Genomic DNA, 13,164 nt, shown 5'->3' on the forward strand with positions numbered 1-13,164 from the left:
TAAAAACGGGCGTTAAGTGTGAAGTTGTTCACGTTTTTGCTTTGGCTGTTTGTTGGGTATTTGTGATCTACTTCGCAATAAATATTTGTCTGGATTTCTCCTGGTGTGATCTGGAGCGGATTCTGTTTCATCACCTATTTCTTGCAACTACCCCGCAAGCCATCAACTTGAAAATTTATACCCTGGTGGTATGGCGGAAATGACTAACTGCAATTATGTTCAAATTACCAGCCATGACTCCTTTCGGCTGCCTGCAATTGAAAGCTCTGATTAGCGTGAATACGAGGCGGGTATGTTTCTAAACTATTTCGCGTTAGGTGTGCTGATCTTCGTTTTTCTGGTTCTGTTTTACGGAATCATCGCCATCCATGATATTCCCTATAACATGGCTAAGAAGCGCAACCATCCCCATGCCGATGCCATCCATACGGCGGGTTGGGTGAGTTTATTTACGCTGCATGTTATTTGGCCCTTCCTGTGGATCTGGGCCACGCTCTATCAGCCAGAACGAGGCTGGGGAATGCAGTCACACATCACGCCGTCCGGGAAGGAGCCTGACCCTGAAATTGCCGCACTGGCCGCGCGCATCACCCAGTTGGAAAATAGGCTGGATGGGGAGAAAAAAAACGATAACTCCACCTTTCCGGAGATTTGATCATGGACTTGTTGATTGTCCTAACCTATGTGGCATTCGCCTGGGCCATTTTTAAAATATTCCGTATTCCGGTAAATCAATGGACGCTTGCTACCGCCGCATTAGGTGGGGTGTTTATTGTGGCGGGACTCATTTTATTAATGAACTATAACCACCCGTATACCTTTACGGCGCAAAAGGCGGTTATTTCAATTCCTGTTACCCCACAGGTCACCGGAATTGTTAGTGAGGTGACAGATAAAAATAATCAGCTGATTAAAAAAGGCGAGGTGTTATTTAAACTCGATCCCGTTCGTTATCAGGCGCGGGTCGACAGGCTACAGGCCGACCTGGTGACCGCTACACACAACATCGACAATATGAAAGCGCAGCTGTCTGAAGCCGTAGCCAATACCACCCGCGTTTCCGCTGAACGAGATCGCCTGTATAAAGATTATCAACGCTATTTGAAGGGTAGTCAGGCGAAGGTTAATCCATTCTCTGAAAGCGACATCGACAATGCCCGGCAAAACTACCTGGCGCAGGATGCGCTGGTCAAAGGCTCCGTTGCTGAACAGACGCAGATTCAGAGCCAGTTAGACAGTATGGTCAATGGAGAGCAATCTCAGGTTGCGTCTCTGCGCGCCCAGCTCGCTGAAGCCAAATACAATCTTGAGCAGACTATCGTACGTGCGCCCAGCAACGGTTATGTAACGCAGGTGCTTATCCGGCCCGGGACCTATGCCGCCGCGCTGCCTCTGCGCCCGGTGATGGTATTTATTCCGGAACAAAAACGGCAAATCGTGGCGCAATTCCGCCAGAATTCCTTGCTGCGTCTTAAACCGGGTGATGAAGCGGAAGTGGTCTTCAACGCGCTGCCAGGCCAGGTATTCTCCGGCAAGCTCACCAGCATTCTGCCGGTTGTTCCGGGCGGTTCTTATCAGGCGCAGGGAGCATTACAGTCCTTAACGGTGGTGCCGGGTACCGATGGCGTGCTGGCCACGATTGAGCTGGCTCCCAATGCCGATGTGGATGCGTTACCGGACGGTATCTATGCCCAGGTGGCGGTCTATTCCGACCATTTCGCTCACGTTTCAGTGATGCGTAAAGTGCTGCTGCGCATGACCAGCTGGATGCATTACCTTTATTTGGATCATTGAGACCGTCATCACCTGCCATTTGCACTGACCTGAGCCATACTGATATTTTTGTTGGCAAAAAGGACCCGGCATGAAACTCATTGGCAGCTATACCAGCCCTTTTGTGCGTAAAATTTCTATTCTGTTACTGGAAAAGGGCATCACCTTCGAATTTGTGAATGAACTCCCCTATAACGCAGATAACGGCGTGGCACGCTATAACCCGTTAGGAAAAGTGCCCGCGTTGGTTACCGATGAGGGCGAGTACTGGTTTGACTCTCCGATCATCGCGGAATACATAGAACTGCTGGATATTGCGCCAGCGATGCTGCCGCGTGAACCACTGGCGGCGCTGAAGGTACGCCAGTTGGAAGCGCTGGCCGATGGCATTATGGATGCCGGTTTAGTCTCGGTACGCGAACAGGCTCGCCCCGCCGCGCAGCAGTCAGAAACCGAACTGTTACGCCAGCGAGAAAAGATTACCCGTAGTCTGGATATGCTGGAAGGTTATCTGGCGGAGGGTACGCTGAAAACCGATACGGTTAACCTGGCAACCATTGCGATTGCCTGTGCCGTCGGTTATCTCAATTTCCGTCGGGTTGCGCCCGGCTGGTGTGTTGATCGCCCGCGTCTGGTCAAACTGGTGGAAACGCTCTTTCAACGCGAAAGTTTTGCCCGTACGGAACCGCCAAAGGCTTGATACACATTATACTCGCCTAAGCAAAGTCACGGTACAATCCTTCCTATATCGATATCCCTCTCCACGGTGGAGAGGGCCACCAACAGCCAGGCCCTTTCATGACAACCGACATGCGTTCACTCTACAGCCAGCTTCCTGCTATCGATCGTTTATTGCGCGATAGCGCCTTCCCAGCTTTACGTGAGTCTCACGGTCATACCCGGGTGGTTGACCTGCTGCGTCACATGCTCGACGAAGCCAGAGAAGCTATTCGCGACACGCACGCGCTCCCGGCATGGTGTGAGGACTGGGCGCAAGAGGCCTGCGCCCGGCTGGAACGAGAATCGCAAAGTGCGCTGCGTCCGGTGATTAACCTGACCGGAACGGTGCTGCATACCAATCTTGGGCGCGCATCGCAGGCCGAAGAAGCGATCGAGGCGGTGGTGCAGGCGATGCGCACGCCGGTGACGCTGGAATACAGCCTGGATGATGCCGGGCGTGGACATCGGGATCGGGCCCTGGCGGATTTACTCTGCCGTCTGACGGGGGCGGAAGACGCCTGTATCGTCAATAACAATGCGGCAGCGGTTTTGCTGATGCTGGCGGCCACGGCTAACGGCAAAGAGGTGGTCGTTTCACGCGGAGAACTGGTAGAAATTGGCGGCGCGTTTCGTATTCCGGACGTGATGTGTCAGGCCGGATGTATTCTGCGCGAAGTGGGTACCACTAACCGGACCCACACGAAAGATTATCGTCAGGCGGTAAATGAAAACACCGGTCTGCTGATGAAAGTGCATACCAGTAATTACAGCATCGAAGGCTTTACGAAGTCGGTGGATGAGGCAGAGCTGGCCACTATTGGCAAGGAGCTGGATGTTCCGGTAGTGGCGGATCTCGGCAGCGGCTCGCTGGTCGATCTCAGCCAGTATGGATTACCGCAGGAGCCGATGCCGCAACAGCTGATTGCCGCTGGCGTCAGCCTGGTGAGCTTCTCTGGCGATAAATTACTGGGAGGGCCGCAGGCAGGGATTATTGTCGGTAAAAAAGAGATGATTGCGCGCTTACAGAGCCATCCGCTGAAACGTGCATTACGGGCTGATAAAATGACGCTGGCTGCGCTGGAAGCGACGCTGCGGCTCTACCTGCACCCGGAAGCGCTGGCAGCGAAGTTGCCGACTTTACGCCAGCTCACCCGCTCGCAGGAGGCTGTCCACGCGCAGGCGCAACAATTACAGGCAAGGCTTGCTGATCATTACGGCGACGAATTCACCCTGAACGTTATGCCTTGTTTATCGCAGATAGGCAGCGGTTCGCTACCTGTTGATAGGCTGCCCAGCGCGGCATTAACCTTTACGCCACATGACGGGCGCGGTAGCCGCCTCGAAGCACTGGCCGCCCGTTGGCGTGCGCTGCCCGTGCCGATCATTGGGCGAATTTATGATGGTCGCTTATGGCTGGATCTGCGCTGCCTTGAGGACGAGACCCGGTTTATGGAGATGATGCTGAAATGATTATTGCAACCGCCGGACACGTTGACCACGGAAAAACAACGTTATTACAGGCGATTACCGGCGTGAATGCCGACCGTTTGCCGGAAGAAAAAAAGCGCGGCATGACCATCGATCTCGGTTATGCCTACTGGCCGCAGCCGGACGGAAGGATTCTGGGATTTATCGATGTTCCCGGACACGAAAAGTTTTTGTCCAACATGCTGGCGGGTGTCGGCGGGATCGACCATGCGCTGCTGGTGGTGGCGTGTGATGACGGCGTGATGGCGCAAACGCGTGAGCATTTGCAAATTCTGCAACTGACGGGCAACCCGCAGATCACCGTGGCGCTCACGAAAGCCGATCGCGTGGATGACGATCGCATCAACGCGGTACGTACTGAGGTGCATACTGCGCTTGAGAACTATGGATTCGCCGATGCGGTTCTGTTCGTGACGGCTGCCAGTGAAGGTCGTGGAATCGAAGAACTGCGCGATCATTTACAGCAATTAACGTCGCGCGAGCATGCCCGCGATTGCAGCTTTCGCCTGGCGATTGACCGTGCCTTTACGGTCAAAGGCGCGGGTCTGGTGGTGACCGGGACGGCGCTTAGCGGTGAGGTGACTGTTGGTGACACGCTGTGGCTCACGGGCGTCAACAAACCGATGCGCGTACGTAGCTTGCATGCGCAAAATCAGGCCACCGATCGCGCGCAGGCGGGGCAACGTATTGCGCTGAATATTGCTGGTGATGCACAAAAAGAAGAGCTTAACCGCGGCGACTGGCTGCTCTCCGATGCACCGCCAGAGGCGTTTACCCGCGTGATTGTCTCTTTGGAGCATGCCGCGCCGCTGATGCAGTGGCAACCGCTGCATATTCACCACGCGGCCAGCCACGTCACCGGGAGAATCTCGCTGCTTGAAGGGACGCTGGCGGAACTGGTGTTTGATACACCGCTCTGGCTCGCCGATAACGACCGTCTGGTGCTACGCGATATTTCGGCCCGCACGACGCTGGCTGGCGCGCGCGTGGTAACGCTCAATCCGCCGCGTCGCGGGAAGCGTAAGCCGGAATATTTGCAGTGGCTGGCAGCGCTGGAGAAGGTACAGAGTGACGGCGAAGCTCTGGCGCTGCATCTGACGCGCGGGGCGGTGAATATTCCTGACTTCGCCTGGGCGCGTCAGCTCAACGGCAACGGTATGCGTCCGTTGATTGAGCTGCATGGCTTTATTCAGGCGGGATACAGTCTGTTGAATGCTGCCGTTGCAGCGCGCTGGCAGCGGAAAGTCCTTGATACGCTGGCAACGTACCACGAGCAGCACCGTGATGAACCAGGACCTGGGCGAGAACGCCTGCGCCGTATGGCTTTGCCGATGGAAGATGAAGCGCTGGTCCTGCTGCTGATTGAAAAGATGCGTGAGAGCGGCGCCATCCATAGCCATCATGGCTGGCTGCATTTGCCGGATCATAAGGCCGGTTTCAGCGAAGAGCAGCAGGCTATCTGGCAAAAAGCAGAACCGCTTTTTGGCGATGAGCCGTGGTGGGTGCGCGATTTGGCAAAACAGACGGGCACAGATGAGCAGATGATGCGTGTGGCGTTACGACAAGCTGCGCAGCAAGGCATCATCACCGCGATCGTCAAAGATCGCTATTACCGTAACGATCGGATTGTGGCCTTTGCCAATATGATCCGCGAACTGGATCAGGAGAAAGGATCGACCTGTGCTGCCGATTTCCGCGACAGGCTTAACGTTGGACGCAAATTGGCTATCCAGATTCTGGAATATTTTGACCGCATTGGTTTTACGCGTCGCCGGGGAAATGATCATTTATTACGCGATGCTTTGTTGTTTCCCGAAAAGTAATGAAACAATTAATTCAGGAATTAAATGAATTAATACAAAATAAATATTGATTGAAATAAGCACATTAGATTATGAACCTAATGTGCTTTTTAATTGTGGGTGTTATTAAAATAACAACCACGATCATATTTTGTTGGATATTTCACTCGTATGCTTCCTGACTCTTTAGAGTAATTAAGGATCGTACAATGGCTGCTTCAACATTTTTTATTCCTTCCGTGAATGTAATCGGCGCTGATTCATTAAAAGACGCAATGAATACAATGGCGGAATATGGTTTTCGTCGTACGCTGATTGTCACGGATGCCATGCTGACAAAATTAGGTATGGCTGGCGAGATTCAAAAAGCATTACAGGAACGTGATATTTTCAGCGTAATTTTCGACGGTACGCATCCTAATCCCACGACCAGTAACGTCGCTGCTGGCCTGCATATACTGAAAGAAAATGAATGTGATAGCGTTATTTCCCTCGGCGGCGGTTCTCCGCACGATTGTGCGAAGGGCATTGCGCTGGTGGCGGCTAACGGCGGCGATATTCGCGATTACGAAGGTGTGGACCGTTCTGCAAAACCACAGCTGCCGATGATCGCCATTAACACCACCGCGGGCACGGCATCTGAGATGACCCGTTTCTGCATCATTACCGATGAAGTACGTCACATTAAAATGGCGATTGTGGATAAGCATGTTACGCCGCTGCTGTCCGTTAATGACTCCTCGCTGATGGTCGGCATGCCGAAGTCCCTGACAGCGGCAACCGGTATGGATGCGCTGACCCACGCCATTGAAGCCTACGTGTCTATTGCTGCAACGCCGATTACCGATGCGTGCGCGTTGAAAGCGGTCACCATGATTGCGGAAAACCTGCCGGTCGCCGTTGCAGATGGCAGCAATGCTCAGGCGCGCGAAGCCATGGCTTACGCGCAGTTCCTCGCGGGCATGGCCTTTAACAACGCTTCTCTTGGTTATGTGCACGCAATGGCGCACCAGTTGGGCGGCTTCTACGATCTGCCGCACGGTGTATGTAACGCAGTGCTGCTGCCGCATGTGCAGGTCTTCAATAGCAAAGTGGCTGCCGCTCGCCTGAGTGATTGCGCTGCGGCAATGGGCGTGGACGTTGCTGGCTTGAGCGCAGAGCAAGGGGCGGAAGCCTGCATCGCGGCGATCCGCGAACTGGCGCAGAAAGTGAATATCCCGGCAGGTCTGCGTGAGTTGAACGTGAAGGAAGAGGATATTGCCGTTCTGGCGACCAATGCTCTGAAAGATGCCTGCGGTTTCACTAACCCGATTCACGCGACTCATGAAGAAATCATGGCGATTTATCGCGCTGCTATGTAATTCGTGATACCTGTCGTAAAGCAGTAAATGGCTGGCGAATAATTCGCCAGCCCCGTCTACCCTTGTAGTACCCCTACAGCAAGGAGACGGTCATGACCAATAACCCCCCTTCAACGCGTATTTATCCCGGCGAGTATGGTTACCCTCTGAAGTTAAAAGCCCGATACGATAACTTTATCGGCGGTGACTGGGTTGCCCCGGTGGACGGCGAGTATTACCAAAACCTGACGCCGGTAACCGGGCAATTACTGTGCGAAGTGGCCTCTTCCGGCAAAAAGGATATCGATCTGGCACTGGATGCCGCGCACAAAGTAAAAGACAAGTGGGCGCAGACATCCGTGCAGGACAGGGCGGCGATACTGTTCAAAATCGCCGATCGTATGGAGCAAAACCTGGAACTGCTGGCGACGGCAGAAACCTGGGATAACGGTAAGCCCATCCGCGAAACCAGCGCGGCAGATGTTCCGCTGGCGATTGACCATTTCCGCTATTTCGCTTCCTGTATTCGTGCGCAGGAAGGGGGTATAAGCGAGGTTGATAGCGAGACCGTGGCTTATCACTTCCATGAACCTCTTGGCGTGGTAGGGCAAATTATCCCGTGGAACTTCCCGTTGCTGATGGCCAGCTGGAAGATGGCGCCCGCGCTGGCGGCGGGTAACTGCGTCGTGCTTAAACCCGCGCGCCTCACGCCGCTGTCCGTGCTGTTGCTGATGGAAGTCATCGGCGATCTGCTCCCGCCAGGCGTGGTGAACGTGGTAAACGGTGCGGGTGGGGAAATCGGTGAGTATCTGGCGACGTCTAAACGCATTGCGAAAGTGGCGTTTACCGGCTCAACGGAAGTTGGGCAGCAGATCATGCAATACGCCACGCAGAACATTATTCCCGTCACGCTGGAGCTGGGTGGGAAATCGCCCAATATCTTCTTCGCTGATGTGATGGATGAAGAGGATGCTTTTTTTGACAAAGCGCTGGAAGGTTTCGCGCTGTTTGCCTTCAATCAGGGTGAAGTGTGTACCTGTCCGAGCCGTGCGTTAGTACAGGAATCTATTTACGAACGTTTTATGGAAAGAGCTATTCGCCGGGTGGAGAGTATTCGCAGCGGCAACCCGTTAGACAGCGTGACGCAAATGGGTGCGCAGGTCTCGCATGGTCAACTGGAAACCATTTTGAATTACATCGATATTGGTAAGAAAGAAGGGGCTGATGTTCTCACCGGTGGGCGGCGCAAGCAACTGGATGGCGACTTAAAAGAAGGTTATTACCTCGAACCAACCATTCTGTTTGGCAAGAACAACATGCGGGTTTTCCAGGAAGAGATCTTCGGGCCCGTGCTGGCCGTCACGACCTTTAAAACTATGGAAGAGGCGCTGGAAATCGCCAATGACACCCAATATGGGCTTGGCGCTGGTGTCTGGAGCCGTAACGGAAATCTGGCGTACAAGATGGGCCGTGGGATTCAGGCGGGGCGTGTTTGGACCAACTGTTACCATGCTTACCCGGCCCATGCGGCATTCGGTGGCTATAAGCAGTCGGGTATCGGGCGCGAGACGCATAAGATGATGCTCGAGCATTATCAGCAAACCAAATGTCTGCTGGTGAGCTACTCAGATAAACCGCTGGGACTATTTTAATACAGTTTAAATAGGCAGTAGTAATACTGCCTATTCTCTATTAGTTATACAATGCAGCTGTGGCTTGCAATTCAGTGCTGAATTTGTAAATATCATCCAATGATTCAATTGGATGGCGAGTTTCATTTTTGTCTAGATCGAATATTCCAATGTATTTTTGATTACGATTAAAATGAAGTCGGCAAAGTGGTTTTCTATTATTGTCATCAATTAATATACCAAAATAACTTTTTGTATCTCTATGTATTATCCTTGGGGCATCGATTACTGTTCGCGTTATTGCTTTCACAATGTGAAATCCTTCAAGTTCGTCCATTGTTGTAATAATGTCATTCTCATCTTTTATAATGTTAGCGGGGGCGTCATTCTCGTTAATTGGATTTGTTGAATCTTGAACCTGAATTACATTACCACCAATGGCTGATTTTAATCTTTCATTTATCTGGGCGTTGATATATTGAGTCGCCGCTTTTTTAGTTAATAATGTAAATGTTTCTCTGACCTTCTGTGTTAACATACCTTCATATATTCTTGATGCGAAAAACTTTACGAAATCCTCTTCAGGATTGTTTAATTGATTATGAAGGTGTTTTTTTATCAAACTAACATACTTTAATTCTCCAGCAGCATTTAGTATTGATTCTAGGTCAAATGCAGATTTGGTTAATTTCTTAATTTCAGGGATGACCATTTCATCCAAATCAAGAAGGTTGATCTCGAGAAACGGTTTTTCATCCATTTTATTAGGGGCATCTAAGTCCGTGAAAAACTTATACTCCTGTCCATTCGTTAGTATTGAAATTCTGGCGTTAGTTACATGAAAGTAGCGGAAAAGTTGTGAGGCATGATGTATGTTGAGAGGTTCTCCAATTTTTTTGCACTCAATTAGAATTTGAACATCACCATTTTTCAGAATGGCATAATCTATTTTTTCGCCTTTCTTTGTACCTACGTCACATACGAATTCTGGAATAACTTCTGTAGGGTCAAAAACATCGTAGCCAAGTACATTATTAATAAATGGCATAACAAAAGCATTCTTTGTTGCTTCCTCAGTTTCAGTAGCGCTAGATTGTTGTTTTATTTTTGAAGCTAGTTGGTTTAGCTTTTCCATAAACTCAACGGACATAACAAACTCCTTTGTACCCATTTGTCATAAAAAACTAGATAAAGCATGATAGAAATGTAAGTAGTCCTATATTGAGTATCTTGCAAGAACATTAGTATCGAAAATTTGAAGCTCATCACGTTATTGGTAAAAACTCAGCTAAATATAAAATTCAATATCTTATTCTATTAATAAAAAATAAATCACGATTTATATAAATAGTAAAATTGTATTATCAAATGTTATGTTTATGGTTAAGCTATAGGCATGAATAAATAAATTTTGAAATGAGAAAAGTGATGTATAGTTATTTATCAATAAACAGTAAGTGAAGAGATTATCGAGCTCATCAAAAGAGTAAAAAGCAGCATTCATGACAAGGCAATGTAGTTAGAGTGCATACTGCTATTTTTAATTAACAAATATATAACAACATAAACTATTGCATTACAAACGGGCCTTCACGCCTAGAGAACAAAAAATCGTGCAGTATGTCCGTGCAGTGGTGTTAGGGCTTGCTGGTCTGATATTAATGAACTTTATTCTATGAGAAATGTCGCCGCGCTATCAAGATTTAACTGTTATATATATAAACCCATATATCGTTATATAAATAAGACGATTGCATCCAATCTGGTCATTCCACTACTATTATCAACTCTATTGTGTAAATCAAATTGCAGCCGATTTTTCAATTTAAATCCCTGAGGCAAATATGTTCCTTAATTATTTTGCATTAGGAGTGCTTATTTTTGTATTCCTGGTCATTTTTTACGGGATTATTATTCTGCATGATATTCCCTATCTCATTGCAAAGAAACGTAACCATCCTCATGCTGACGCAATACATGTCGCGGGCTGGGTGAGTTTGTTTACCTTACATGTCATGTGGCCTTTTTTATGGATCTGGGCAACGCTTTATCGCCCGGAACGCGGGTGGGGCATGCAAAGCGCGGATTCTTCCCTGATCCAGTTGCAGGCCAGGGTTGCCGATCTGGAAAAGAAACTGGGTGAGGCGAAGACCTCTCCGGCGGAGTAATATCGATGGATTTATTGATCGTTCTGACCTATGTGGCGTGCGCATGGTCAATATTTAAGATTTTTAAAATTCCTGCCAATAAATGGACAGTACCCACTGCAGCATTGGGCGGTATATTCATTGTCTGCGGGCTTATATTACTGATGAATTATAACCATCCGTATACATTTAAGGCGCAAAAGGCAGTAATTTCTATTCCCGTAGTACCGCAGGTCACGGGGGTCGTGACGGAAGTGACGGATAAGAAGAATACGCTGATCAAAAAAGGTGAGGTACTGTTTAAACTTAATCCGGGACGTTATCAGGCACGAGTTGATCGCCTGAAAGCTGATATTGTCACTGCACAACATAAAGAGCAGGTGCTGGTGGCGCAGTTAGACGAAATGCAAGCCAACACGCAGCGGGCAAAGGCTACCCGTGACAAGCTAGCTAAAGATTACCAGCGTTATGCGCAGGGGAGTCAGGCGAAGGTCAATCCTTTTTCTGAACGCGATATCGATGCGGCGCGGCAAAATTATCTGGCGCAGGAAGCAGCGGTGAAATCCTCCGTTGCGGAACAACAGCAAATCCAGAGTCAGTTAGACAGCCTGGTGCAGGGTGAGAATTCGCAAATTGCCAGCCTGAAAGCGCAGTTAGCCGAAGCGGAGTTCAACCTGGACCAGACAGTGGTTCGCGCGCCCAGCGATGGTTACGTTACGCAGGTGCTGATGCGACCGGGAACCTATGCCGCCGCGCTGCCTATGCGTCCGGTGATGGTGTTTATCCCGGATCAAAAACGGCAAATTATCGCCCAGTTCCGGCAAAACTCGTTGCTGCGATTGGAGCCAGGCGATGAAGCTGAAGTGGTGTTTAACGCCCTGCCGGGTAAGGTTTTCAGCGGCAAACTGGCTGCCATCAGTCCGGCCGTACCGGGGGGGACATACCAGTCGAATGGGGCGCTGCAATCCTTAAATTCTACGCCCGGATCGGAAGGGGTGATTGCCACGATTGAGCTGAATGATAATGTGGATGTGAACGCTCTGCCTGATGGGATTTATGCGCAGGTCGCGGTTTATTCTGATCACTTCACCCATGTGTCAGTGATGCGTAAGGTTCTGCTGCGCATGACCAGTTGGGTGCATTATCTGTATCTCGATCACTAGGCGCAGGCTATTTTGCTTACCATTTTGAACCTGGTACCCTAATTTCGCTTACTCAGGCTGCTGTTCCAGCGCCTGAGTAAGTTGCTGGCGGATCTCTGCCAACATCTCATCAAGAATAAACTGTACCCGCCACGGCTGGTATTCACGTTTGCGGAAAATCACCACCAAATCCAGCCACCATTCATGTTGTTCTGAGAAACATGGAACCAGCGACCCGGATTCAACATCTTTTTGCACACTCGCATTTGGCGCAAAAACAATGCCCAGATGGTTACGTGCCAGCGCCAGTGCAGACTGTGTATTGTCGCAGACATAATTTCCGGTTACCCGATAATCGTGCATCTCCTTGCCTCCGGCAGAAGTGAAACGCCAGATATTAGCCTCATCTATCATCATGGAATCAATCAGGATACAGGAATGTTCTTCCAGTTCATCAGGGCTACTAATAGGATGTGCTTTGATATACTCAGGGCTGGCAAAAGCCGTCACCGCATATTTAGTAATGAAACTGGCAACCAGAGATTCATCTTTAGGATGCGCATAGGTAATTAAAATATCACAATCTTCAGGGAAGTCGACACCTTCAAAAAATGCCTTTCGTTCCAGGTTACATGTTTTAAGTGAGAGGCTAATTCCACCAATATCCTGAATTTTTGCGATCACATGTTGCGATAAATAAGCAATTATGCCCGTCGGAGCATATACGGTTACCCGGCCACGTTTTTCGTGCTTATAATCAGCAATGAAATTATTGAGCTGATCGTTTCTGTCCAACATGTCATTGATGTAAGGAAGCAGCGCTGTACCAAACGGTGTGAGGGTGAGCTGTCGAGTGGTGCGATCAAATACCTTTAGTCCAACTTTGGATTCAAAATCAGCAAGATACTTACTAACGTTGGCTTGTGCGATGCCGAGAACCGTAGCGGCATGACTGATGTTTTCACTGGCAGCAATTACCGAAATAATCTTCAGTTCCCGGTGTTTGAGTTGTAATTTGTTCATCGCCAAACCCAATATATATATGTTTGTATATATTACTATATAAATATGAATCTTGCACCGATGAAATTGTAAGCATTATTATGCACGCGTTTTGTATC

At 49.5% G+C, this 13,164-nt stretch carries 11 protein-coding genes; 9 read left to right on the forward strand and 2 right to left on the reverse strand.

Annotated features, from left to right (window positions below; translation table 11 throughout):
* Positions 1–292 precede the first annotated feature (292 nt).
* The 7 genes from HVZ39_RS00615 to aldB all read left to right on the forward strand — a co-directional run bounded on the left by HVZ39_RS00615 (position 293) and on the right by aldB (position 8,775).
* Positions 293–655, forward strand: a complete 363-nt coding sequence (locus HVZ39_RS00615) for a DUF3302 domain-containing protein (RefSeq protein WP_016154955.1) — start codon at positions 293–295, stop codon at positions 653–655.
* Between the two features lie 2 nt (positions 656–657).
* Positions 658–1,794, forward strand: a complete 1,137-nt coding sequence (locus tag HVZ39_RS00620) for an HlyD family secretion protein (RefSeq protein ID WP_016157740.1) — start codon at positions 658–660, stop codon at positions 1,792–1,794.
* A 70-nt stretch (positions 1,795–1,864) separates the two neighbouring features.
* On the forward strand, positions 1,865–2,473 hold the full coding sequence (locus HVZ39_RS00625) for a glutathione S-transferase (protein WP_047501319.1): 609 nt from the start codon (positions 1,865–1,867) through the stop codon (positions 2,471–2,473).
* Between the two features lie 98 nt (positions 2,474–2,571).
* A complete protein-coding gene (gene selA / locus HVZ39_RS00630) occupies positions 2,572–3,963 on the forward strand; it encodes an L-seryl-tRNA(Sec) selenium transferase (RefSeq protein WP_181633105.1) in 1,392 nt (463 codons plus the stop codon).
* Entirely contained in the window at positions 3,960–5,804 is a 1,845-nt protein-coding gene (gene selB, locus HVZ39_RS00635) for a selenocysteine-specific translation elongation factor (RefSeq protein WP_016157738.1), read from the forward strand. The genes selA and selB overlap by 4 nt, the downstream gene beginning before the upstream one ends.
* Positions 5,805–5,992: 188 nt before the next feature.
* Complete coding sequence (gene yiaY / locus HVZ39_RS00640; RefSeq protein ID WP_181633106.1) at positions 5,993–7,144, forward strand: L-threonine dehydrogenase; 1,152 nt, start codon at positions 5,993–5,995, stop codon at positions 7,142–7,144.
* A gap of 92 nt (positions 7,145–7,236) precedes the next feature.
* Positions 7,237–8,775: an aldehyde dehydrogenase AldB gene (gene aldB / locus HVZ39_RS00645; protein ID WP_019078065.1), complete on the forward strand. Its 1,539-nt coding sequence runs from the start codon at positions 7,237–7,239 to the stop codon at positions 8,773–8,775.
* 40 nt (positions 8,776–8,815) lie between these two features.
* Here the strand turns inward: aldB and HVZ39_RS00650 are convergent, their stop codons facing one another.
* The gene (locus HVZ39_RS00650; protein ID WP_181626798.1) at positions 8,816–9,904 is read right to left on the reverse strand and encodes a type I restriction endonuclease; all 1,089 of its coding nucleotides are present in this window, start codon (positions 9,902–9,904) and stop codon (positions 8,816–8,818) included.
* 694 nt (positions 9,905–10,598) lie between these two features.
* Between HVZ39_RS00650 and HVZ39_RS00655 the strand changes: the two genes are divergently transcribed.
* Entirely contained in the window at positions 10,599–10,922 is a 324-nt protein-coding gene (locus tag HVZ39_RS00655; RefSeq protein ID WP_016154947.1) for a DUF3302 domain-containing protein, read from the forward strand.
* Between the two features lie 5 nt (positions 10,923–10,927).
* Positions 10,928–12,064, forward strand: a complete 1,137-nt coding sequence (locus HVZ39_RS00660; RefSeq protein WP_016154946.1) for an HlyD family secretion protein — start codon at positions 10,928–10,930, stop codon at positions 12,062–12,064.
* Between the two features lie 48 nt (positions 12,065–12,112).
* Here HVZ39_RS00660 and HVZ39_RS00665 read toward each other — a convergent pair whose 3' ends face one another.
* Complete coding sequence (locus tag HVZ39_RS00665; RefSeq protein ID WP_016157735.1) at positions 12,113–13,066, reverse strand: LysR family transcriptional regulator; 954 nt, start codon at positions 13,064–13,066, stop codon at positions 12,113–12,115.
* Between the last annotated feature and the right edge of the window lie 98 nt (positions 13,067–13,164).

Origin of the sequence: Citrobacter sp. RHB35-C21 (assembly GCF_013816515.1) — a bacterium.
GTDB lineage: Bacteria > Pseudomonadota > Gammaproteobacteria > Enterobacterales > Enterobacteriaceae > Citrobacter > Citrobacter braakii.

Bases quoted from the DNA above. Each gene is read 5' to 3' on its own strand.
- HVZ39_RS00620 (WP_016157740.1), top strand. From the start codon at position 658: ATGGACTTGTTGATTGTCCTAACCTATGTGGCATTCGCCTGGGCCATT.
- yiaY (WP_181633106.1), top strand. From the start codon at position 5,993: ATGGCTGCTTCAACATTTTTTATTCCTTCCGTGAATGTAATCGGCGCT.
- HVZ39_RS00665 (WP_016157735.1), bottom strand. From the start codon at position 13,066: ATGAACAAATTACAACTCAAACACCGGGAACTGAAGATTATTTCGGTA.
- HVZ39_RS00660 (WP_016154946.1), top strand. From the start codon at position 10,928: ATGGATTTATTGATCGTTCTGACCTATGTGGCGTGCGCATGGTCAATA.
- aldB (WP_019078065.1), top strand. From the start codon at position 7,237: ATGACCAATAACCCCCCTTCAACGCGTATTTATCCCGGCGAGTATGGT.
- HVZ39_RS00655 (WP_016154947.1), top strand. From the start codon at position 10,599: ATGTTCCTTAATTATTTTGCATTAGGAGTGCTTATTTTTGTATTCCTG.
- HVZ39_RS00625 (WP_047501319.1), top strand. From the start codon at position 1,865: ATGAAACTCATTGGCAGCTATACCAGCCCTTTTGTGCGTAAAATTTCT.
- HVZ39_RS00615 (WP_016154955.1), top strand. From the start codon at position 293: ATGTTTCTAAACTATTTCGCGTTAGGTGTGCTGATCTTCGTTTTTCTG.
- selA (WP_181633105.1), top strand. From the start codon at position 2,572: ATGACAACCGACATGCGTTCACTCTACAGCCAGCTTCCTGCTATCGAT.
- HVZ39_RS00650 (WP_181626798.1), bottom strand. From the start codon at position 9,904: ATGTCCGTTGAGTTTATGGAAAAGCTAAACCAACTAGCTTCAAAAATA.
- selB (WP_016157738.1), top strand. From the start codon at position 3,960: ATGATTATTGCAACCGCCGGACACGTTGACCACGGAAAAACAACGTTA.